Genomic DNA, 22,006 nt, shown 5'->3' with positions numbered 1-22,006 from the left:
CACCCATGCGAACACCTCCTAGATATATTCATTATTGATTTCTCTTAACGAGGTGTCCACTTTTTATTCTAGATGTATTTTTCCTGTTATTTTTACTTTTACGAGATTAGTTAGAGGATTCTAGTTTTTTTATGTCTCTCAATAAGCTAAACGAGCCTAAGAAGTGATTCTAAAGGCTCGTTTTATCTTTAAATTTATGTGACCTTACTTATTGCTTCCCGCGTTTTCTGGTCGCTATACAAAGTTTCCTTTAATGAGATTCGTTCATCTGCTTCAATATTTGATCCTGAATGTGATCATCCTCGCGTATAATTTGTGCGCCAGCCATCAGAATATAAATAATGCCGCCGAAAAACAATGCGCTCAAAATAATAATATAAGTCATTGCTCCAGCCTCCTTTCATCCACATTAAGTTAAATTCCAAGTTTGATTTCATGGATAATTTTAAGACTAATATTAGATTTCTATCAATCTTGATATCAAAACCAATCTCAAAACCAATCTCACAACCAATCTCAAAACCGATGTACAAATTAATCGTTGGATTGTTCCCAAACCGATCTCAAAATAAATCAGATGATTAATTTGTAAATCAAAAGCTCTCCAATGCATCCGAGAATGCGGCGATTCCGGGATATATTTCTTCGTACTTGGGTTTCGCAAAGCAAAACCGGATATAGCCGGGCTCCGAGCCATAGACGCTTCCGGGCACAAATGCCACGCCTCTTCTGATCGATTCTTCCAAAAGCTTCGCATCATCGATTTTTTGATTGATTTTGCACCATAAGTTCAATCCGCCGAGCGGCGGGACAATGCTTACCTTTCCTTGCAGCGTATCCGTTAATGTCTGTACCATGATCCGCTGCTTCTCATATAAAGCTTGGCGCAATAGCACAATATGCTGGTCAAAATGTTCAGAGGCGAGCAGCCGTTCCGCAACCCATTGCGGAAGAATGCTTAAGCCAAAATCCATTTGCTGCCTTGCATCGGTTAAACGTTCAATGACTGATTGGGGGGCAACCATCCAGCCGATCCGAAGCCCAGAAGCGGCTATTTTGGAAAGCGAACCGATGTAGAGCACGATTCCGTCCGTATCCAGCGATTTGAGCGAAGCGGGTACATTTCCATCAAAGGCAGTCAAGCTGAACGGATCATCCTCGACGACCGGAATGCGCAAATCTGCAGCAATCTTCAGCAGCCGTTTTCTTTTTGACTCGCTGAGGATGGTGCCGGTTGGGTTTTGGTAATTGGGATTTAAAAAGACCATCCGAATGCGATGCTGGCGATAGAGGCTCGCAATATCATCCGGATCGATACCATCCTCATATACGGGCAGCCGGAAAATTCGTAAGCCAGCCGATTGGAACATCGGCAGCGAATAGCTGTAAGAAGGGTCCTCTATAGCAACGGCATCGCCCGGAGACAGCAAGCACTGCGTAATTAAATATAAAGACTGCTGCGAGCCGGATGTAATGAGCATGGATGATTCAGTCGTTTGAATGCCATTGTAATGCTTGAGGGTGCCCACGAGTGATTTTCTCAACGGAAAAAAGCCTTGTGGATCATCGTAGCCAAGATGCTCCTGAAACGACTGCTCCCGCAAAATACGATTGACCAACTCGTTCGGAAATAGATCGGACGACAGCTCGCCGCTCGCCATATTAATGATCGACGAGTCGTTTTGCGTAACCTCACGAACGCGGCGCATAAGAGGGAGATTAGGCAGGAAGGTGCCGCCCTCCGTATATTGCCGCCAATTTGGCGTACTCGTAGGTGAAATGCCCCATTTAGTCAGACTCACGCGTGTGCCTCTGCCGACCGTGCTTTCCACTAATCCGGATGCGCGCAGTTCTTCATAGGCTTGTATGATGGTGCTGCGGTTAACGCCGAGCTGCTCCGCCAGCTTTCGCTCGGAAGGCAGGCTGCTGCCGGGCGGAAGCTCCGCATAAGAGATAGCGCGCTGGATATGATCGACAATTTGCTGGTATAAGGGGGTTTGTGCTGAACGATCGGGTTTCCACATGGTCTACCAACACCTTTTGCGAATGATGACGTGTCTGATCCTACCATTAAGGTAAAGGATTAGCTTTAATATGTACAGATCCAATTGGAAGTATTATAGACCCTCCAATTTATTTTTGATAAAAGGGGATAGTTGGTCGAAGAAATCTTATATGCAGTGTCGTATTTTTCGCTGCGCTAATCGTATTTTTCGTCGTCGATACGAATGATTTGGTCCACGATGAGCTCTGCCTCTGTTTCGAAGTTTAAATGCAGCGGAGCGGGAAGCTTGTCAAAAATCGCGATAACCATTGGCAATGCAAGAAATTGCTCAACGGTTTGTGGCATTGGCTTCAATTCAGTATTCGCCCAAAGCCGAACAGCATCGATAAAAGTATAGAACGACGACTCGAATTGATCGGCCGATCCTTCCGCTTCGTCAAAACTCGAGCTCGACATCGCGTTCCAGTTTCTTAACGCAGTATTCAAGGCTTCGTTCACCAGCTCATTCATCGCTATTTCTCCTTTAATGATATTGTCCTAACGATCGTTTTGATTATAACATCTTGGAAGTTGTCCGTGATATGATAGAGGAAATGATCATCGCAATCGAAGGGAGAATGACGAAACATGTATGAGCATTTAGTGTCGTTTAAGTTTAAAGAGGAGCTGTCTGCCAGTTTGGAAAAAGAGCTGCTGGACGCATTATATGCGCTGCCTTCAGAAATACCGGGTATCGTAGAACTGACAGCCGGCATTAATGAAACGACGGAAACGGGGAACATCCAAGGCTATACGCTCGGACTCCGTGTGACGTTTGCTGATCAACAGGCGCTGCTCGCATATGGACCGCATCCTGCCCATCAAAGCTTTGTGAGCAAGCTGGATGGCCTCATCGATAATGTAATCGTAATCGATTATCCTATTTCGAATAAAAAATAGCAGCATGGCGAATGTTTTAATTAATTGATGCAGGCAGGGTGAATACATGGCTGATAAAGAAGAATTGGTTCGGTTTGGTGTATCGTTTCCTTCTCCGCTAATCGAACAGTTCGATCGGTATACGGATGAGCAGGGCTATTCGAATCGATCGGAAGCTATTCGCGATTTGGCAAGGCGAGCTTTGCTTGAGCCTGCCCGCATGAATGGCCAAGAGCATGTTGCGGGCACGATTGTCCTCGTCTATGATCACCATGCGAGCGATCTTCCAATCGTGCTCATGGAGGTGCAGCACCGCTTCCATCATGACATCATCTCCAACATGCATGTCCATTTGAATCACGATCAATGTTTAGAGGTAATCGTCGTTAGAGGGCAGCTCTCCCGGCTACGATCGTTGAATCAGCAAATTCAAGCACAAAAGGGCGTTGTCTACGCGGAGCTTTCCGTAACTTATGCAGATAAGCATCAGCATGACACGGAGCATAAGCATACCTAGTAAACCTCTTATAGGTGCTTACATCTCTACAAATTCAAGTTGCTCTAAAGTTTTATCGTAATGATTTGAGAGAATACGTAGGAGCTTTAGGCTTTTGGCGGAGGAACTTCATTGTTGTTGAAAATAACAGTCGCGATTGGCGGCTCCCCGTGCTTTGGCAATCCCTCGACTTTTTTTGTTTTCTAAATATCTATCACATATGAAAGAGGCGGTCGGTGATGCGGATCGCCTCTTTTCATATAGAATCTTCGGAACTTTAAAATTAAAAGTTGTTGAAACCCAGCGATTGCCAAAAAGCAAGTTAAACGGATTATTAAATATATCGCTTAATGGACAAACATTATTGCTATCTTCAACTAGCGTTAAACCGGATTCTTCTGGGTTAAAGGCGAAAAAAACTTGCACTCCCTGCGTAAAGCGAAATCTGAAAGTGATTAACGGAACACTCAAAAATAGAATGGATCGAGCAATTACTCTATTGTTTAGTACATTCACGAGGGAGCTAGGGATCAATAAAGACCTTTACCTTAACTGAAAATCTCTCAATTAATAAAGGATCACGATCGTTAAACCAACCGCCTTTCAAAGGGCGGTTTTCTTTAGGTCGTATATCAATCACAAGCGATAATAGAGCCGTTTTATAAGCAAATACAGTGAAAAAGATAATGAAATGATGAGCTTATCGTGTTACAATATCACATAATCGTGTTACGAAAGTTGACATTTGAAAAGGGGTACTCCATTGAAAAAAATTTTTACAGGAATCATCTCTACCGTAATCGTCATGATCGTTGTATCAGGCTGCGCCGGGACAAAGCCAGCTAGCGTTGAGACAAACGCCGATGATCTCGTTGTTGCGATAGGCGCTGAACCGGAGACAGGCTTTGACCCGACAAAGGGCTGGGGACGCTATGGCTCTCCGCTATTTCAAAGCACGCTGCTAAAGCGTGACGATGATCTAAAAATCGTAAATGATTTGGCCACCGGCTACGAGATTAGCGAGGATGGGAAGGTATGGACGGTCAAATTGCGGCAGGATGTGTTGTTCTCCGACGGGAAGCCGCTCACTGCCGAGGATGTGAAATTTACCTTTGACACAGCGGCAACCAACGGAGCAGCCATTGATTTAACGAATTTGGCATCCGTTGAGGCGGGGCAAAATGAGGTTTCTTTTCACCTGAAGAAGCCGCAATCGACCTTTGTTTATTTTCTCATTACGACCGGCATTGTACCTAAGCATGCCTATAGCAGTACATATGCAGAAAATCCAATCGGCTCGGGCCCTTATAGGTTTGTGCAGTGGGATCGAGGGCAGCAGTTAATCGTACAAGCCAATGCCAATTATTATGGGCGCAGGCCTCATTTTCAAAAGCTGACCTTCCTATTTCTAAATGAGGATGCGGCTTTTGCAGCTGCCAAGGCGGGCACAGTTGATATCGCGTACATTCCGTCAGCCTTCAGCAAGCATCAGGTCGCAGGCATGCATCTTGAAGCGGTGAAGTCGGTCGATAACCGCGGCATCGCATTCCCTTACGTGAAGGCGGGCGGCAAGACAGAGGAGAGCTATCCGATCGGCAATGATGTAACGGCGGATATCGCAATACGCAAGGCTATCAATACCGTCATTAATCGCCAGCAATTGGTCGATGGCATTTTGGAAGGCTACGGCTCACCGGCCTATACCGCCAATGATGGACTTCCGTGGTGGAATGAGGACTCTGCGATCAAGGACAATGACGCGGAAGCTGCAGCAAAAATATTATCGGACGGCGGCTGGACAGACAGCGATAACGACGGCATCGTAGAAAAAGGGACGCTGAAAGCGGAGTTTACGCTACTTTATCCGTCAGGAGACGTGACGAGGCAATCACTCGCGCTCGCTGCCGCTGAAATGGTTCAAGCAGCAGGCATTCGGATGAACGTCGAGGGCAAGAGCTGGGATGAAATCGAAAAACTGATGAATTCAAATGCGATTCTACTTGGCTGGGGCAGCCATGATCCGCTGGAAATGTACAACCTGTACAGCAGCTCCTTTGGCGGCGTCGACTATTACAATACAGGCTATTACAGCAATCCGTCCGTCGACAAATGGTTCGAGCAAGCGCTTGATGCCCGCACAGAGGAGGAATCGCTTGCCTTTTGGAAAAAAGCGCAATGGGACGGTCAAACGGGGCTGAGCATCAAAGGCGATGCGCCTTGGGCATGGCTCGTTAATATCGACCATCTTTATTTGGTGAAGGATGGACTGGATATCGGCAAGCAGCGCATACAGCCGCATGGACACGGATGGCCGCTAACGGACAATATCGAGAGCTGGAGCAGGAAAGAGTAACGGGCGGGAAGAGGGAATTGGGATGATGCAAGGGTTGGCCTTATTTTTGGGAAAAAAGATCATTCGCCTGTTCGCGCTGCTCGCCTCGGTCAGCATCATTGCTTTTGCGCTAGTCGCCATGTCGCCGATCGATCCGGTGCAGTCGTACATCGGGGCAGATGTGATGCGCGTCGGGGCGGAGCAAAGGCAGGAAATCGCCGCTTATTGGGGCCTTGACCGACCGTTCGCAGAACGGTTTTTGAAATGGGCGTCGGCTTTGCTTCAGGGCGATTTGGGGACGTCTATGATCTACCGCGAGCCTGTAACCAAAGTGATTGCCGAGCGATTTATGCATTCTGCTCTGCTTATGGCGTTTGCATGGATGCTGTCGGGCGTTATTGGCTTCACAGCAGGCATTGCCGCTGCGTTAAAAAAAGATACGTGGGTCGACCGGCTAATCAAAAGCTATTGCTACACGCTTGCATCGACGCCCGCCTTTTGGGTCGGCTTGGTGCTTATGATGATTTTTGCGGTATGGCTGGGCTGGCTCCCGATTGGGCTAGGCGTTCCAGCAGGCGTGTTATCGAGCAGCGTCACAATTGGCGATTATGTGAAGCATATGATTTTGCCAGCGATTACGCTAAGCGTTGTGGGCATCGCGCCTATTGCGCTGCATACAAGGCAAAAGCTTATTGATGTCATGGACAGCGACTATATTTTGTTTGCCAGAGCCAGAGGAGAGAGAGGAATGAGCTTGCTGCTTCGGCACGGGCTGCGCAATATCGCCTTGCCCGCCATTACGCTTCAGTTCGCTTCATTTGGCGAATTGTTTGGAGGCGCCGTGCTGGCGGAGCAGGTATTCTCATATCCCGGGCTCGGACAAGCAACGGTGGAGGCAGGCCTCAGAGGCGACGTGCCGCTGCTGATGGGACTTGTTTTATGCAGCACGCTGTTCGTTTTTACAGGAAATGCGCTAGCAGATTATTTCTATCGCATGATTGATCCAAGGCTTCGGCTTGGGAAGGAGGTGCGAGAATGAGTCAGCTTGCATCAACAAAGAAGCATAGTGATCGAAGCTGGAACGAGAGGCGGCGTACACTCTTTTCCGCAGCAGGAGCAGCGATTCTGCTTGCAGGCATCGGACTAGGCAGCTGGCTGCTAGGCTCGGCAGGACTCTCCGTGCAATTGGAAAATCGGAATTTGGCACCGTCGCTTGCCCATTTGTTCGGAACGGATTGGCTCGGAAGAGATATGCTCTCCCGCACGGTGAAAGGACTCGCCTTAAGCATACAGGTGGGGCTGCTCGGAGCGGCCAGCAGCGTCGTGATTGCTGCGCTCATGGGCTTGATGGCGGCAACGCTTGGAAAGACGGCTGACCGGATCATCACATGGCTAATCGATGTATTTCTAAGCGTTCCCCATCTTGTGATGCTCATTCTAATCGCCTTCGTATGCGGGGGCGGCCTGAAAGGGATTGCGATCGGCATCATGCTCACCCATTGGCCTAGCCTTGCTCGCATTATACGCGCCGAAGCGCTCCAGCTCATGTCGGCGGAATACGTGCTGGTGGCAAGGAAGCTCGGACGATCGCGCTATCACGTGGCAGCGCGCCATTTGGCGCCTCACTTGTTACCGCAATTGCTTGTGGGGTTCCTAATTCTATTTCCCCATGCGGTACTTCATGAAGCAGCGATAACGTTTCTTGGCCTTGGCATGTCGCCGCATCAGCCGGCAATCGGAATCATTCTCTCCGAATCGATGCGTTATTTGTCGACTGGCATGTGGTGGCTGGCTGTATTTCCAGGCTTAGGCCTGCTGGCAACGGTACGTGCGTTCGATAAACTTGGCAACCATCTTAGGCAGCTTGTTGATCCTCGGAATACGCATCTATAACAGCAAAGGAAGGGAGGGAGCAGCATGCCTCTGCTTGAGGTAAGCAAACTATCGATTTCTTTCATTCAATATACAAAAGGCAGCACTCAGCAAAAGGTTACCGTCATGGAAGAGCTTGATTTTTCCATCAACGAAGGCGAGGTCGTAGCTGTCGTTGGAGCAAGCGGATCGGGCAAAAGCTTGCTCGCCCACGCCATTATGGGCATTTTGCCGAAAAACGTCGAGTTGACAGGAAACATTTCTTATGGCGGCGAGCTGCTCGACGAGGCAAAGCTGAAGCTTTACCGCGGGAAGGAAATCGCACTCGTTCCGCAGTCGGTCAGCTATCTTGATCCGCTTATGCGGATAGGAAAGCAGCTGCGGACGAATGCTGACGGGGACGAGCAGCGCAGGGAGCGGAGAGGCTTATTTGATCGGTTTCAACTCGGAGAATATGTGGAACGGCTCTTTCCGTTTCAGCTCTCAGGCGGCATGGCGCGCAAGGTGCTCGTCTCGACCGCTGCGCTTGGAAGAACGCGGCTCATTATTGCAGATGAGCCGACGCCAGGCATGCATCCGGATGATGTAACGGAGGCTTTGGGAAGATTCAAGCAGCTGGCTGAGGGGGGCTGCGCGGTCTTATTCATAACGCATGACATTGAGGCGGCGCTGCGTATCGCGGATAAAGTAGCCGTGTTTTATGCGGGAACGGCCGTTGAGCTTGCACCGACAGCAGATTTTCATGGGAACGGCGAGAAGCTGCGTCATCCTTACAGCCAAGCTTTATGGCGCGCGCTGCCGCAAAACAGCTTTGAACCGATTGCCGGCACGCAGCCTTCGAGGAGCTCGGATGTGCAAGGCTGCCTATTTGCTGCGCGCTGCAGCCAAGCTGTAGAATCATGCAGCGTCAGCAGACCGGAGCCCCGCGAAGTAAGAGGCGGAATGGTGAGGTGCGTACATGCAACTTGAAGGAAGAAATCTCGGTTGGCGTTATCCGGGCGGTTCTTGGCTGTTTCAGGATTTCAGCATCGCAATTTCCCCTGGAGAAGCGGTAGGCCTGATCGGCCCGAGCGGAAGCGGTAAAACCTCGCTGGGGCGCCTATTAGCAGGCTATGCAAAACCTATGACTGGCGAGGTTGCCGCTCCAGGCCGAAGCGATCATGAATGCAGCTATGATCCGGTACAAATGATTTTTCAGCATCCGGAACGCGCGGTTAACCCGAGGTGGCGAATGGCTAAGACGCTAACGGAGGGCTGGACGCCAGATGCTGAGCTTCTTGCGGCGCTTGGCATTCAAGAGGAGTGGCTGCGCCGATATCCGAATGAATTGTCGGGAGGCGAGCTGCAGCGCTGCTGCGTGGCGAGAGCGCTTGGTCCTAAGACGAAGTTTCTAATCGCAGATGAAATGACGACGATGCTTGATGCCATTACGCAGGCACAAATCTGGCACACCGTACTGGATATCGTCCATGCCCGTCAGATCGGATTGCTCGTGATAAGCCATGATCATGCCCTTGTAAATAAAATTTGCAGCCGCACGGTCCAATTCGGCTAGCAAAGGGTGATGGATGTCCATCATCCATCGTTAATCCTGCTTCTCCATAAGCCGTCGCAGCTTCGCTTCCGTCGACGATTCAGGCGCCGGCGTATAGACGCTGCACCTAAGGTCGGTGCTTCCTTGCACTTGAAAGGAAGTCAGGTGAAATAGCATTTTCCCTACCTTCGCGTGGCGAAATTCCAGCAGTACATCGGGAGCAGAGCTAACCTGGCTTTGCTCCCAAAGATATTGAAACTCCGGATGGATCCCCTTCATTTCCTCGATAAAACGCTCATACCAATCATCCTGCACATATTGGCCGTAATAAGCGCGAAAGATTGCAAGAAAACCGCCTACAAAATGCTCCCAATTGCCGGCAAGCCGCCGAAATTCCTTCCGAGTGAACAATAGCTGGATCATATTGCGCTGGTCAGCCGGAATTTGCTCGAAATCCATAAACACATGAGAGGCCGCTTGGTTCCAGCCGACGATCTGGCAGCGGCGATCGGATATTATGGTCGGACAGAAGCGCAGCTCCTGCAAAATCCGCTGCAAGGAAGGCGTAATCTCCGACTGCTCCTCGTTCATTTGAATGGGGCCGTGCCCGCTTTCGAGCGCGAGCGCATATAAGTACTTTCGCTCATCGTCATTCATTTGCAGCGCTGCTGCGACGCAATCGAGAACGGATGCAGATACTTTAATATCACGGCCCTGCTCAAGCCATGTATACCAGGTTGGACTGACGCCGGCTAGGGAAGCGACCTCTTCGCGCCTTAACCCGGGCGTTCTCCTCCGCGTTCCAGCTGGAAAACCGGCTTCCTCCGGCCTAATTTTGGCTCGCTTTGATTTTAGAAAGGAGGATAACGCTTGAAGTCTCGTTTCTCGATTAATCATAGAATCCATCCTATTCATTATAGTGGTACTCATTATACTATAATAAACTACAACTTGTAATAGGATAACAACTATGACAAACTACACTTCATCAAGGTATTCGTGAAGGGGGATTTACGATGGAACGGGTCGTTATTACAGGGATGGGCGTTATTTCGCCGCTCGGAAACGATGTAGAGCAATTTTGGGATCGTTTATTGAAAGGAGAGTCAGGCATTTCAGAGATTGACTCTTTCGATACAGCAAGGCACAAAGCTAAAATCGCAGGTATTGTGCGAGATTTTGATGCGGATGAGCGATTTGGCCGCAAAGAGGCACGCCGGATGGACCGCTTCAGCCAATTTGCCATAGCGGCTGCTGAGCAAGCGCTTGAGGATGCGGCGCTTTCGCTGGATCAGACCGACCGGGAGCGCGTTGGCGTCTATGTTGGTTCCGGCATCGGCGGCATTCAGACTTTGCTGGGTCAAGCTGAGGTGCTGCATGAACGCGGCCCTGAGAGGGTTAGCCCGACGCTGGTTCCGATGATGATCGCCAATATGGCTGCTGCGATGATCAGCATCCGGTTCGGCACGCAGGGGCCGTCGATGGCGCCGGTTACCGCGTGCTCGATCGGGAATACGGCAATTGGCGAAGCTTGGCGGCTTATTCGGTCGGGCAGCGCGGATGTCGTGATTGCAGGGGGCTCGGAGGCAGCCATTACGGACATATCGCTCGCCAGCTTCGGCAACGCAACCTCGATTTCGACGCGCAACGAGGAGCCTTCGCTTGCAAGCCGGCCGTTTGACGCGGGACGTGACGGATTTGTTATGGCTGAGGGAGCGGGCATTCTCGTCCTCGAATCCTTGTCACATGCTCTAACCAGAGGAGCCCGCATTCATGCGGAGGTGATCGGCTATGGCGCCAGCTCGGATGCGTATCACATGGTTGCGACTCATCCGGATGGCATCGGCGCGTATCAGGCGATGAAGCACGCGCTGCGCGAGGCTGGCCTGCAGCCGGAGCAAATTGATCTTATCAGCGCTCATGCGACCAGCACGGAAATAGGCGACCGTTCGGAAACGGCGGCCATCAAAAAGCTGTTCGGCGAGCTAGCGTACCGCATTCCAGTGACGGCGAACAAGTCGATGACGGGTCATATGCTGGGTGCGGCAGGCGGTGTGGAAGCCATTGCTCTGGTGAAAAGCATACAGGAGGGCATCATTCCTCCGACGATTAATCAAGAGGAAGCTGATCCGATCTGCGATCTCGATTATGTGCCGAACAAAGCGCGAGTAGCGAATATTGACATCGGAATGTCCAATTCCTTTGGTTTTGGCGGCCACAATGCGGTTATTATTTTGAAAAAATATACAGCTTGAAAATGATTGAAATCATCCCGGATTTTCATTACAATTGATAATGATTTTCATTTATTTCTGCCGCTGGCAGCGATAAAAATCCGGGAGGGGCGCGGCTGGTATGAGCACGCTTGAGCATGGTCAATTATTAAGTGACGTTATTTTTGAAATAGAGCAAGCGTGTAAAAGCACGGAGTCACCGAGCTGGGCAGGCGGAAATGTTCCGCTGGCCCAGCATATTTTGCTTTACGTCGCAAAGGGCGACGGCAGCATCCGCATCGACGGACAACTGAACCGAATCGAGCGTGATTCGCTGCATGTCCTAATACTCGGCTCGACTGTGGACTTGCAGCTCTTATCTGATTCCAGCACCGAGCTTTACTGGATCGCGTTTGATTGGTTTCGTTTGACCGAGAGCTCGGATACAGGAAGATCCTATTTGCGCGAGACATCCTTTCCGCTGCAAGGCAAGCTTCGGACCAGCGGCAAAGAGTTCAAGCGCTATTTTTATTTGCTTACGTCGGATGGGCAGCAGCTTAAACAAAGGAATCGCCTGCTCGGACAGCAGTATTTGTATGAATTGCTGGAGGGGCTGCTTCGTCATGCCGAGCCAGTTGCAAATAACGAAATAGAGGGCCGGCTGAGATTGACCCTCGAATATATGCAGCGCCATTACCGCGAAGAGATTCGGGTAAACAAGCTTGCTGAATTAGCGCAGCTGCATCCTTCCTATTACGCGCAAATATTTAAGCGGACTATGGATAAAACCCCCGTGTCTTATCTAACTCATTTGCGAATGAACAAAGCAAAAGAGATGCTCCTTATGACTGATAAGCCAGTCAACGATATTGCAGCGGATGTCGGCTATGAGGATGAATTTTATTTCAGCCGTCGTTTTAAAGAGACGAGCGGTTATTCGCCTACGATTTATACGAGAAAGCAAGGTTTGAATATCATTTCCCTCTCTTCCCCTTATACGGATCATTTATATACGCTTGGTCTTCGGCCTTGCGCAGCGCAAATGCATCGCTTTATGCCTTTCGTAACGAAGGAGCTTACTTTGCCGAAGCATGCTACCGACACATGGGAGATTAGCAGGCAAGCGTTTAGCGATATGAAGCCAGATTTGATCGTTTGCAAGGACAATGTTCTTTCGAAAGCGAGGGCGCATATTAACGATATCGCCCCGATTGTACCCATTCCTTGGGTAAGCAAAGATATTTACACCCATTTGAAAGAAATTGCAGAGCTTGTTGATAAAGAGCAGGCGGCAAAGCAATGGATGGACAATCATGAACGTTTGGCGGAACGGGTGCGAAAGAAGGCTCGCTTATTAATCGGAGATGCAACGGTAGCGATATGCGTGGCACGCAAAAATGATCTGAGGATTTATGGCACACGGAACATCGGCCACATCTTTTATCGTTCGCTGCAATTTGCGATGCCGGAGCGAATAAGCGCTGCGCAGGCTCCGCATGCTATTGGAACTGGCTTTAACTGGATGTCGATTAAACCGGATGAAATGAAGGAGTTTGAATCGGATTACTTGTTTATCTCATGTGAGACTGAGGCTGACCATATGCGGGTGATGCAGCTCATTCGCACTAATCGTAATTGGATGGAGCATCCGGCTGTCAAAAACAATAAGCTGTATTTTATCGATTGGGAGAAGTGGATCGTGTATGCCCCGCATGTCATTGATCAACAATTAGAGGAGATCGAGCGGCTGCTTGGCACTATGTAGCAGCCGCGAGCGTCTTCGATCTTGGAATAATCCATGAAGCCATCTTGAATTATGTCATGTACGCAAAGAGAGGGTAAGGTATAATGAGTTGATGATAATGATTATCAATATTAAAGAATGAAGGGAGGCCTATTTCATTTAGAAGCTTATGACAGGGAATAAAACATGGAACACAACGATTTGGTATGCAGCGGCATTAGCAGCGCTGTTGATGTCTATATTTTGGGCTATATCGAGTGGTGCGAAGGAGCTTAGCCTTGGAACGGCGTGGTCTGCGGTCTTTCAATACAATCCTGATTTGACGGCCCATCAAATCATGCATGAATATCGGCTCCCGCGCGTGCTTGGCGCGGCAGTAACCGGTATGGCCTTCGCAGTTGCCGGCGCACTTATGCAGGGCGTGACACGCAATCCGATGGCGGATACCGGCATTCTTGGCGTGAATGCGGGAGGTGCCTTCGTCGTTGCGCTTTGCTTCGCTTTTATGCCGGGCTTGTCTTATTCGCAGCTCATGCTGATGTCCTTCTTGGGTGCGGCGCTAAGCACGCTGTTAATCGTACTGCTGGGATCGGCGACACAAGGAGGGCTCCAGTCCATTAGACTAACGATAGCTGGCGCTGTCGTAGCAGCAATCCTTCATTCCTTCAGCAGCGGAATTGCGATTTATTATGATTTGAGCCAGGATCTCGCATTTTGGTACGCTGGCGGCGTTGCGGGAGTGAAGTGGGAGCATTTGAAGCTGCTCGCACCGATTGTACTCCTTGTCATTGTATGGGCAACGACGATGGGGCGCTCCATTACTTTTTTGTCGCTTGGGGATGAGACGGCTGCTAGTCTTGGCATACATACGGGTACAATCAAAGTTCTTGGCATGACTGCTGCGGTTATTCTAGCAGGTGCTTCCGTTTCGGCAGCGGGCTCAATCGGCTTTGTTGGCCTAGTTGTGCCGCATATTGCCCGCAGGCTCATGGGCGTTGATTATCGTAAAATCATTCCTTTCTCCGCATTGCTTGGGGCGATTTTGCTCGTATGGGCCGATTACGCATCGCGAATGGTCAATCCACCTCGTGAATTTGCAATAGGCGCAATGGTTGCATTAGTTGGCGTGCCTTTCTTTCTGTATTTGGCCCGCAAAGAAAGGCGGGAGCTGTAAGATGGCAAGCTTGGAGCAAAAAAGATCAGCCAGAGCGATCGCAGTAGGCGTTATTTTGCTTGCGATCGCAATAGCTGTCGTCATCGTGAGCTTGAATACGGGAACCATTCGGTTATCACCGGCCTCGATCTGGCGAACGCTGCTTGGCGGCGGCACGTCAGACGAACAGCTTATTTTATTCGATTACCGGCTGCCTCGCATTGTCATTACGATACTAGCTGGTATTGGGCTTGGCATCTCAGGGGCTGTTATGCAGGGCGTATCACGCAATTCGTTAGCGGACCCAGGCATACTTGGTATTCATGCGGGTGCAGCTTTTGGGTTAATTCTATTCGTATCCTTTTTTCGCACGATGGAAGGGCCGGCTGCCTTGCTAATCCCGATATTCACCTTTGCTGGCGGCGTCGTTATTTCGATTATTATTATTTTGCTAGCCTACGATCGATATAAAGGGATCATTCCGATTCGATTAATACTAGTCGGCATCGCTATTGAAGCAGGCGTTAGCGCCCTCACGCTATTCTTATCCTTGAGGCTGGACGAGGATACTTACTCCTTCGCCGCCCGCTGGCTTGCTGGAAGTGTATGGGGAAGGGATTGGATAAATGTATGGGCGCTTCTGCCGTGGATCGTTTTGATCGTTCCGATCATTTATTTCCGCTCGCGGTCGCTTGATTTATTCGCCCTTGGCGATGAGACAGCTTCCAGCGTAGGCAGCTATGTAACGCGAAATCGTTTGCTTATGCTTGGCTTAGCGGTGGCTTTATCCTGCGCAAGCGTGTCAATGGCTGGCGGCATTGGCTTTATCGGGCTTATCGCCCCTCATATTGCAAGGCGGCTTGCAGGGCCGCAGCATCGCCATTTTTTACCGATAGCCGCACTCGTTGGCCTGCTCATCTTGGTTAGCGCGGACACGGTAGGCCGCTCTATTTTTCAGCCAAATGCGATACCAGCTGGGGTCGTCGTTGCGGCGATTGGAGGTCCGTATTTTCTATATTTGCTTTTGCATTCAAAACCTAACTCACGGAGGAATCGCTAACATGATGAAAAGAATAATGACAACCGTTGTTTTACTAATGCTTGTGGTGCTGCTGGCCGCTTGCGGACAGTCTTCTGCTCCTAATAATGGTGCTGAGGGCACAAACGCGCCGTCAAACGAGGCGACCGAGGCGCCAGAATCTTCGGAAGATGTTAAGACGCATGATCCAAATGGTAAAATTGCTTCGATGTCGATACATTTTACGAATAACTTGCTCGCACTCGGCATAACGCCTGTAGGCTCGGTTGTCGGCGGGGATGTAAAAGACTTTCTGCCGCATGTAGCAGACCGTTTGAAAGGCGCTGCGAAGTTTGGCGTCGTAGCCGATCCAGATATGGAAGCCGTATTGGCGCAGAAGCCGGATGCCATCTATATCGATGAAAAGCTCTCTGGCAAGGACCTCGCAAAGTTCGAGAAGATCGCTCCTACGATAAGTATTGATATGGATCAAGGCACTTGGCGCGACCATCTGAACCTAATTGCACAGCATGTAGGCAAGGAGAAGGAAGCGGAAGCATTTATTAAGGATTACGAGACGAAGGCGGAGCGCGTAAAGGAGTTAGTTAATGCTAAGCTCGGCCAAGACGCTAAAGTAATGGCAATCCGCATGACAGCGAAGGAGCTTCGGGTTATGGGAATGGCGCGTCCGGTGGGCCCGATTATGTTTGAGGATCTTGGACTCAAGCCTGCGACAGGCGTTGAAAAAATCGTAGATGAGCCATTTGCGGTTATTTCTCAAGAGGTGCTTCCGGACTTTGACGCAGATGCGATCTTCGTCATTATTAGCAAGGGCAGTGAAGCGAAAGCGAAATTCGAAGAGCTTGAAAAAAATATCGTATGGCAAAATTTAAAAGCGGTCAAAAATAAGCATGTGTATGTATTGGATGGTCAGAAATGGCTGGATTACTCCTCCATCGGCCACAGCATGGCGCTCGATGACGCGGAGAAGCTGTTTGCAAAGTAAACGAATAACTGGAAAGGAAGAACGCAGCAGAGGGCTTATTGCTCTTGCTGCGTTCTTTTTTTACGTTTCACAAGGCAGAGGTTCGGGTAAAAGGTAGTAACCTATTTTGGGAGCAACCGGCAGCTATGAGCTTTCTGTTTTTTTGTGCCGCTTGGCTTATTATCTCATCTAAAAAGAGAAGAAGGTGAACGCATGGCCAAGCATAACCGCTTTATCAGATGGTGCTTCACGATCATTTTGGTGCTGATCATCATTTATTTGGGATCGAAGGTCGATTTTATTTTTAAGCCCATTCTGTCGTTATTCAGTATGATTATCGTTCCGCTCATGCTTGCAGGCTTTTTCTATTACTTGCTCCGTCCGCTCGTTAATGTGATGGAGAACCGCAAGGTGAATCGAACCTTTGCCATTTTACTTATTTATTTGGCGATCGCCGTCATCATGGTTGGCTTTAGCATCGTCGTTTGGCCTTCGTTAAGAACCCAGTTGCTTAATTTGGTCGAAAATGCCCCTACGCTGTTCACAACGCTAAGCGAGCAGGTGGAAGAGCTTGAGCATAACGGCTTTTTATCGTCTTTTTTGCCGCAGGACTCCAATTTGCTCTCCAAGCTGACGGATTATTTGAACAAAGGCTTTACGTTGCTGACCGATTATTTGTCTGGAATGCTTACCTTTTTCTCCAATTTTGCAATCGTGCTTATTACGTTTCCGATTCTGCTGTTTTATATGCTCAAGGAAGGCGGGAAGTTCGGCGAAAAAATCGTCAGCTTCATACCGAAGCGATTCCGACGAGATGGAACGGAGGTCATGGCTGAGATTGATCATATGCTTAGCAGCTTTATCGTCGGGCGTGTCATCGTAAATTTGGCGCTTGGCGTATTGATGTATGCCGGCTTTCTCATTATCGATTTGCCTTACGCGCTTTTGCTTACCGTTGTGGCGGTTATTTTGAATTTTATCCCGTTTATCGGATCATTCCTTTCGTCGGTGCCTATCGTCATTATCGGATTTATTGAAGCGCCGTCCATTGCCCTCTGGTCGATTGTCATCATTACGATCGCTCAGCAAATCCAAGACAATTTGGTTGCGCCATACGTTTTTGGCAAGCAGCTGGATATCCATCCAATGACGACGATTATATTGGTGCTCGTTGGCGGAGATATAGCGGGGATTTTAGGCATACTGCTGATCATTCCGGTTTATATGATTTTGAAAATCGTATTTTGCAAAGTCTATGAGCTATTCTTTAAGCAGCTATGGGAAAATGCCTAATATTTATTTGTCGTAAGGGATGCGTGTATATCCTTTCTCTGGTATAATGACGTCGACTTAGGCAAATTAACCGAAAGTACGGTGGCAGATAGAATATGAGCATAAACGCTTTGAAAAATAAACGAATCGTCATAGCCGGATCTCGCAAAACCGATGAGATGAGCTTAATTGTTGAGAAGCAAGGCGGCATTCCGATCATTCGCTCGCTGCAGGGTTTAACGATGTTTGATGAGGATCTGCTTGCGGAGCCGCTGCGTAAATTCGCTGAGCAGGGCACCGACTGGTTGATTTTGACGACGGGGATGGGATCGGAAAGCTTGATCGCTGCTGCCCATAAGCTGGATATTGGACAGGCTGTTCTGGAACGTATGACACAGTCGAAAATTGCAACGAGAGGCTACAAAACGTCTGCGTTTCTCAAGCGGTCAGGCCTAAAGGCGGTTGTCAGCGATGATGACGGGACGATGCAGGGACTTATGGACAACCTGTCTGCTTATGATTTTGAAGGGCAGCGTGTTTGGATTCAGCTGCATGGCGAGCCAGCGCCGGAGCTGGTGTCCTTTCTACAATCCAAAGGCGCCCTTCAGGTAGAGAGCGTGCTGCCGTATAAACATGTTCCACCTGATCCAGCTACATTAGAGACACTTATGACTGAGCTGGCCGAGGGCTCGCTGGATACGATTTGCTTCACAACTGCCGTTCAGGTGCATTATTTATTCAAGTATGCGATCGAAACGGAGCGCAAGGCGTCTCTATTAGAAGCGTTTGAAGGAAAGATTGTTGCTGCTGCCGTAGGTAAAGTAACGGAGGAGGCGCTCAAGGGGCACGGGGTAAAGCGAATTGTTGTACCGGAGCTGGAGAGAATGGGCGCTTTAATTATTGAAATCGGCCGCTATTACGAGCTTATCGAGGGCAAAGAAGCCTAGGAAATTACAAGAAGCCAGACGTCTTACCATAGTGATAGATAACAAAAAAAAGTGATGATGCGCAACTAGAGGCGGCATGATCACTTTTTTTGTTGTTGAACAAGGTCTGGATTGTTCTGGCTGCTTAAAGCATGGCATCCAGATTTTTTAGTGGCCGAAGTAAATTATGCTTCATTAAGCTAGCAGCAGCTTCAACATCGCGTGATTCCAATGCTTGAATGATCGCCTCATGGTCTTTGGCGGCGGCCTGCGACTCCCAATTCGGGCGTTTGATAAAAATGTATTTATACCTTCTGATATGCATTTGGAGGGAGGAGCTGAAGGTGAGAATATACGGGTTATTCGCGATTTGTAAAATCGTATCATGAAACTTCTCATCAAACTCCATCGCTTGATAATACTGCTCTTTGTCAAAGCATTCACTGAATGACGCGTTGATCGCGCGCAGCTCCTCGATGTTCTCCTGCTGAATGTTGGCTACAGCGAGCTCGGCCGCCAGCGCATGTAGGGCAGTCAGCGGTCCGTAAAGCTTGACGATATCGTCCTTCTCAAGCGTTGTCACTCTTGTTTCTTTTCCCGGAAAGGTCTGAATGAGCCCTTGAACCTCAAGCAATTGGAATGCTTCTCTAATCGGGGTGCGGCTTACGCCAAGCGCCTCGGCAAGCTCTGAATCAACGAGCTTCTCTCCAGGCTGGAGCGTGCCTTCGACAATCCATTTTTGAAGCTGAGTCAATGTACGCTCTTTGGCGGATAGTCTAACCGGCGTTGAATAATCGTTTGGGATAGGCAACGAAAGCTCTCCTTTATTCATTTCTTGCATGATTGTCTGGTTTGATTGATACCAATATATAATATATCGCATAATAAGCGATTGACGCAAACGACCGATGAAGGAAATGAAAATATTGCTTTTAACCTTTCCAGGAAATATAATATGCAATATATCGCATATCAAAATAGATAAAGGAGAAACCTACATGTCCACCAACCAAGCAACTATCGCCGCATCGCCTAACGTTTTAAAAACACTATATCCGTTATTGTTTGCCATCAGCTTCGTGCATTTAATTAATGATACGATTCAATCCGTCGTACCGGCCTTATTTCCTATTTTGAAGGATTCTCTTTCCCTTAGCTTCGCGCAGATCGGATTGATCTCGCTGATGATTAATTTAACGGCAGCGGTGCTTCAGCCTGTCATTGGCATTTTGTCCGATACGCATCCGAGGCCGATGCTGCTGCCGATCGGCATGCTGTTCACGCTGGGCGGAGTCGCTGCCCTTTCCTATGCGTCGCATTTTTGGATGGTCATGGCTGCCGTCATGCTTATTGGAATCGGCTCGGCCGTCTTCCATCCGGCATCCGCGCGCGTTTCCTATTTAGCGGCAGGAGCGAAAAAGGGAACGGGCCAGTCTATTTTTCAATTTGGCGGCAATATCGGACAATCGCTTGCCCCAATTATGACTGCTTTGCTTTTCGTACATACGGGCCAGCGAGGGGTCATCTGGTTTGTGCTTTTCGTTACGATCGGAATCGTCATTCAATATTATGTGGCCAAATGGTACGGAACGCAGCTTGCCCTTTCTCCTGCCAAGGGTGCGAAGCAAGCAGCAAAGCCTGCCTCTAGGATGAACGTGTCCACAGGCAAGGTCGTATTTGCATTAACGATTTTGATGATTCTTGTTTTTTCCAAAAACGTCTATATCGCTGCGATCAGCAGCTATTATTCCTTTTACGCGATCGATCATTTTGGATTGTCGGTCAGCCAAGCGCAAATGGTGCTGTTCGTCTTTTTAGCTGCAAATGTAATCGGTTTGCTGCTTGGAGGCGTGCTTGCGGATAAGTTTAGCCGTCGCAGCTTGATTTGGTTTTCCATATTGGGCACGGCTCCGTTTGCTTTGCTGCTCCCTTACGCGAATTTAACTTTTTCCGTCATTTTGATCTTTTTTGCCGGACTTATATTAGCCTCGGCGTTTTCTGTTATATTGGTTTACGCGAATGAGCTGCTGCCAGGCAGAGTTGGACTCGTATCAGGCGTGTTCTTCGGAATGGCGTTTGGACTTGGCGGCATCGGCTCGGCTATCCTCGGCAACTTGGCGGATTCCATGGGCATCGAATTTGTTATTCGCTGCACTTCGTATTTGCCACTGCTCGGAATGCTCACCATTTTGCTGCCTTCGGACCGGCAGAGCAAGGCAAACCGGTAGCCAAGGAAGGGCGGGCTTGTAAGGCATTCGTCACAAGCTGGGAAGCATAAGGATAAGAAGGAAGGGCGTAATCGTCCTCCAAGAGGATGAGACAAAGAGCCTCCATTTTCTCAACTGGACAATTTCCGCGTTGTCCCCATGCACATACAATAATGGTGTATAGCCTAATCGGTGCTGGGAGGGGAGTAGCGCTGTGAGTAAGCGGACTTTAATGATCATATCGCTTGTCATTTACGTATTGCTAGCCATCTTATTCGTGGTTTTGTCTATTTTCAATTAAACACATAACAGAGCAAGGGCTGCCTCGCATGTAGAAAGATCTACAGTAGGCAGCCCTTGCTCATTTTCAAACGGAAGGTAAAAGGCTATTGGCTAAGCTTCTCCTGATTTAACTTCGTTTTACGGTAGTCCTTCGGCACGACGCCTTTCGTCTCGCGAAAGATACGGGAGAACGTTTTGTAGGAGCCATAACCGACCTCAAGCGCGATTTCGGCGACGCTCATATCAGTTGAGACGAGCAGGCTGCAAGCATGGCGCAAGCGCAAATCATGCAGAAAGTGGACGAAGGTCTGACCTGTCGTCTGCTTAATGACCTCACTTATGCGCGATACGCTGAGCGAGAAGCGGCTCGCAAGATCGGAGAGCGCGATCTCATCCTGATAATGGCGGTGGATATAATGAATGATCGGCCATACCGATGCGCTGGACCTCGAGATGGGCGTCAATACTTCTGCAGAAGGCGCGGCTTTTCGGCGATAGCGGTCGAAGCAGGCTAATATTTCCTTTAATCGCACCTGCAGCATCGTACGGCGCCATGGCTCCTGCCCAGTGTATTCTTGATACATATCTTCAATTAAATGCTTCATGCGTTCATTGTCAGCACCGCTTAGCTGAATGAAGGGCGGCAGCATATTTTGGGCAATTAAGTCCATAAGACCGGTTTCTTGGCCTGGCTCCATCAACAAATCCATGCTGAACATACAATTATACAGCACCAAGGTGCTGCCCGGCTCCGTAAATAGCTCATGCACCTGGTAGGGCAGCACGAAGGTAAACGTGCCTGGCAGCATTTGATGCTTGGCATCATTGATCGATTCGGAGCCTCTCCCGTCGACGACATAAGAAAATTCCAAAAAATCGTGACGATGCGGGCGGAAGCCATGATAAAGCCGGTTCAAGCTAATATGAAGAGGGGAGGATGTGTTCATATTTGGATACGTTTTCAAATAATCGGGTATGTAAGTCATGAAATAATGGATTCCTCCGAAAAACTGAGACTTTTATCGAAAAACAAGCACGATTTCTGATCC

At 49.0% G+C, this 22,006-nt stretch carries 21 protein-coding genes; 15 read left to right on the top strand and 6 right to left on the bottom strand.

Annotated features, from left to right (window positions below):
• Nucleotides 1-250: 250 nt before the first annotated feature.
• The 3 genes from HI950_RS36370 to HI950_RS08730 all read right to left on the bottom strand — a co-directional run bounded on the left by HI950_RS36370 (nucleotide 251) and on the right by HI950_RS08730 (nucleotide 2,515).
• A complete protein-coding gene (locus tag HI950_RS36370; protein ID WP_262985678.1) occupies nucleotides 251-385 on the bottom strand; it encodes a hypothetical protein in 135 nt (44 codons plus the stop codon).
• Between the two features lie 208 nt (nucleotides 386-593).
• Nucleotides 594-2,024: a MocR-like pyridoxine biosynthesis transcription factor PdxR gene (pdxR, locus tag HI950_RS08735; protein ID WP_169083454.1), complete on the bottom strand. Its 1,431-nt coding sequence runs from the start codon at nucleotides 2,022-2,024 to the stop codon at nucleotides 594-596.
• Between the two features lie 176 nt (nucleotides 2,025-2,200).
• Nucleotides 2,201-2,515 carry a hypothetical protein gene (locus HI950_RS08730; protein WP_169083453.1) on the bottom strand — a complete coding sequence of 105 codons (315 nt, stop codon included), beginning with the start codon at nucleotides 2,513-2,515 and terminating at the stop codon, nucleotides 2,201-2,203.
• 117 nt (nucleotides 2,516-2,632) lie between these two features.
• Between HI950_RS08730 and HI950_RS08725 the strand changes: the two genes are divergently transcribed.
• The 7 genes from HI950_RS08725 to HI950_RS08695 all read left to right on the top strand — a co-directional run bounded on the left by HI950_RS08725 (nucleotide 2,633) and on the right by HI950_RS08695 (nucleotide 9,178).
• A complete protein-coding gene (locus tag HI950_RS08725) occupies nucleotides 2,633-2,944 on the top strand; it encodes a Dabb family protein (RefSeq protein ID WP_169083452.1) in 312 nt (103 codons plus the stop codon).
• Between the two features lie 46 nt (nucleotides 2,945-2,990).
• On the top strand, nucleotides 2,991-3,440 hold the full coding sequence (gene nikR / locus HI950_RS08720) for a nickel-responsive transcriptional regulator NikR (RefSeq protein WP_169083451.1): 450 nt from the start codon (nucleotides 2,991-2,993) through the stop codon (nucleotides 3,438-3,440).
• Nucleotides 3,441-4,224: 784 nt separating this feature from the next.
• On the top strand, nucleotides 4,225-5,772 hold the full coding sequence (locus HI950_RS08715; RefSeq protein WP_169083517.1) for an ABC transporter substrate-binding protein: 1,548 nt from the start codon (nucleotides 4,225-4,227) through the stop codon (nucleotides 5,770-5,772).
• A 25-nt stretch (nucleotides 5,773-5,797) separates the two neighbouring features.
• Nucleotides 5,798-6,790, top strand: a complete 993-nt coding sequence (locus tag HI950_RS08710; RefSeq protein ID WP_411268081.1) for an ABC transporter permease — start codon at nucleotides 5,798-5,800, stop codon at nucleotides 6,788-6,790.
• Nucleotides 6,787-7,644, top strand: coding sequence for an ABC transporter permease (locus tag HI950_RS08705; protein ID WP_169083449.1), 858 nt, complete (start codon nucleotides 6,787-6,789; stop codon nucleotides 7,642-7,644). The genes HI950_RS08710 and HI950_RS08705 overlap by 4 nt, the downstream gene beginning before the upstream one ends.
• A 24-nt stretch (nucleotides 7,645-7,668) precedes the next feature.
• Nucleotides 7,669-8,592 (top strand): oligopeptide/dipeptide ABC transporter ATP-binding protein, encoded by a 924-nt coding sequence (locus tag HI950_RS08700; protein WP_169083448.1) that lies wholly within the window; start codon nucleotides 7,669-7,671, stop codon nucleotides 8,590-8,592.
• Nucleotides 8,582-9,178: an ABC transporter ATP-binding protein gene (locus HI950_RS08695; RefSeq protein WP_169083447.1), complete on the top strand. Its 597-nt coding sequence runs from the start codon at nucleotides 8,582-8,584 to the stop codon at nucleotides 9,176-9,178. The genes HI950_RS08700 and HI950_RS08695 overlap by 11 nt, the downstream gene beginning before the upstream one ends.
• 30 nt (nucleotides 9,179-9,208) lie before the next feature.
• Here the strand turns inward: HI950_RS08695 and HI950_RS08690 are convergent, their stop codons facing one another.
• Nucleotides 9,209-10,051: a helix-turn-helix transcriptional regulator gene (locus tag HI950_RS08690; RefSeq protein WP_169083516.1), complete on the bottom strand. Its 843-nt coding sequence runs from the start codon at nucleotides 10,049-10,051 to the stop codon at nucleotides 9,209-9,211.
• 122 nt (nucleotides 10,052-10,173) lie between these two features.
• On the opposite strand from HI950_RS08690, the gene fabF reads away from it, so the two are divergent.
• The 7 genes from fabF (at nucleotide 10,174) to HI950_RS08655 (ending at nucleotide 18,489) form a co-directional block, all read left to right on the top strand.
• Nucleotides 10,174-11,412 carry a beta-ketoacyl-ACP synthase II gene (fabF, locus tag HI950_RS08685; RefSeq protein ID WP_169083446.1) on the top strand — a complete coding sequence of 413 codons (1,239 nt, stop codon included), beginning with the start codon at nucleotides 10,174-10,176 and terminating at the stop codon, nucleotides 11,410-11,412.
• A gap of 100 nt (nucleotides 11,413-11,512) precedes the next feature.
• On the top strand, nucleotides 11,513-13,135 hold the full coding sequence (locus HI950_RS08680) for a helix-turn-helix domain-containing protein (RefSeq protein WP_169083445.1): 1,623 nt from the start codon (nucleotides 11,513-11,515) through the stop codon (nucleotides 13,133-13,135).
• A gap of 148 nt (nucleotides 13,136-13,283) precedes the next feature.
• Nucleotides 13,284-14,288: a FecCD family ABC transporter permease gene (locus HI950_RS08675; protein WP_169083444.1), complete on the top strand. Its 1,005-nt coding sequence runs from the start codon at nucleotides 13,284-13,286 to the stop codon at nucleotides 14,286-14,288.
• Between the two features lies 1 nt (nucleotide 14,289).
• Nucleotides 14,290-15,327 carry a FecCD family ABC transporter permease gene (locus HI950_RS08670; protein WP_169083443.1) on the top strand — a complete coding sequence of 346 codons (1,038 nt, stop codon included), beginning with the start codon at nucleotides 14,290-14,292 and terminating at the stop codon, nucleotides 15,325-15,327.
• 4 nt (nucleotides 15,328-15,331) lie between these two features.
• A complete protein-coding gene (locus HI950_RS08665) occupies nucleotides 15,332-16,291 on the top strand; it encodes an ABC transporter substrate-binding protein (protein ID WP_169083515.1) in 960 nt (319 codons plus the stop codon).
• 192 nt (nucleotides 16,292-16,483) lie between these two features.
• On the top strand, nucleotides 16,484-17,563 hold the full coding sequence (locus HI950_RS08660; RefSeq protein WP_169083442.1) for an AI-2E family transporter: 1,080 nt from the start codon (nucleotides 16,484-16,486) through the stop codon (nucleotides 17,561-17,563).
• Between the two features lie 95 nt (nucleotides 17,564-17,658).
• Nucleotides 17,659-18,489, top strand: a complete 831-nt coding sequence (locus HI950_RS08655; protein WP_169083441.1) for a uroporphyrinogen-III synthase — start codon at nucleotides 17,659-17,661, stop codon at nucleotides 18,487-18,489.
• Between the two features lie 124 nt (nucleotides 18,490-18,613).
• On the opposite strand, the gene HI950_RS08650 is transcribed toward HI950_RS08655, so the two are convergent.
• Nucleotides 18,614-19,279, bottom strand: coding sequence for a GntR family transcriptional regulator (locus HI950_RS08650; RefSeq protein WP_169083440.1), 666 nt, complete (start codon nucleotides 19,277-19,279; stop codon nucleotides 18,614-18,616).
• A gap of 187 nt (nucleotides 19,280-19,466) precedes the next feature.
• Between HI950_RS08650 and HI950_RS08645 the strand changes: the two genes are divergently transcribed.
• A complete protein-coding gene (locus HI950_RS08645) occupies nucleotides 19,467-20,696 on the top strand; it encodes an MFS transporter (RefSeq protein WP_169083439.1) in 1,230 nt (409 codons plus the stop codon).
• 365 nt (nucleotides 20,697-21,061) lie between these two features.
• Here HI950_RS08645 and HI950_RS08640 read toward each other — a convergent pair whose 3' ends face one another.
• The gene (locus HI950_RS08640) at nucleotides 21,062-21,943 is read right to left on the bottom strand and encodes an AraC family transcriptional regulator (RefSeq protein WP_169083438.1); all 882 of its coding nucleotides are present in this window, start codon (nucleotides 21,941-21,943) and stop codon (nucleotides 21,062-21,064) included.
• Nucleotides 21,944-22,006 lie beyond the last annotated feature (63 nt).

Source organism: Paenibacillus sp. PL91, assembly GCF_012935325.2.
Classification (GTDB): domain Bacteria; phylum Bacillota; class Bacilli; order Paenibacillales; family Paenibacillaceae; genus Pristimantibacillus.
This window is presented reverse-complemented; position numbering and strand designations above follow the sequence as displayed.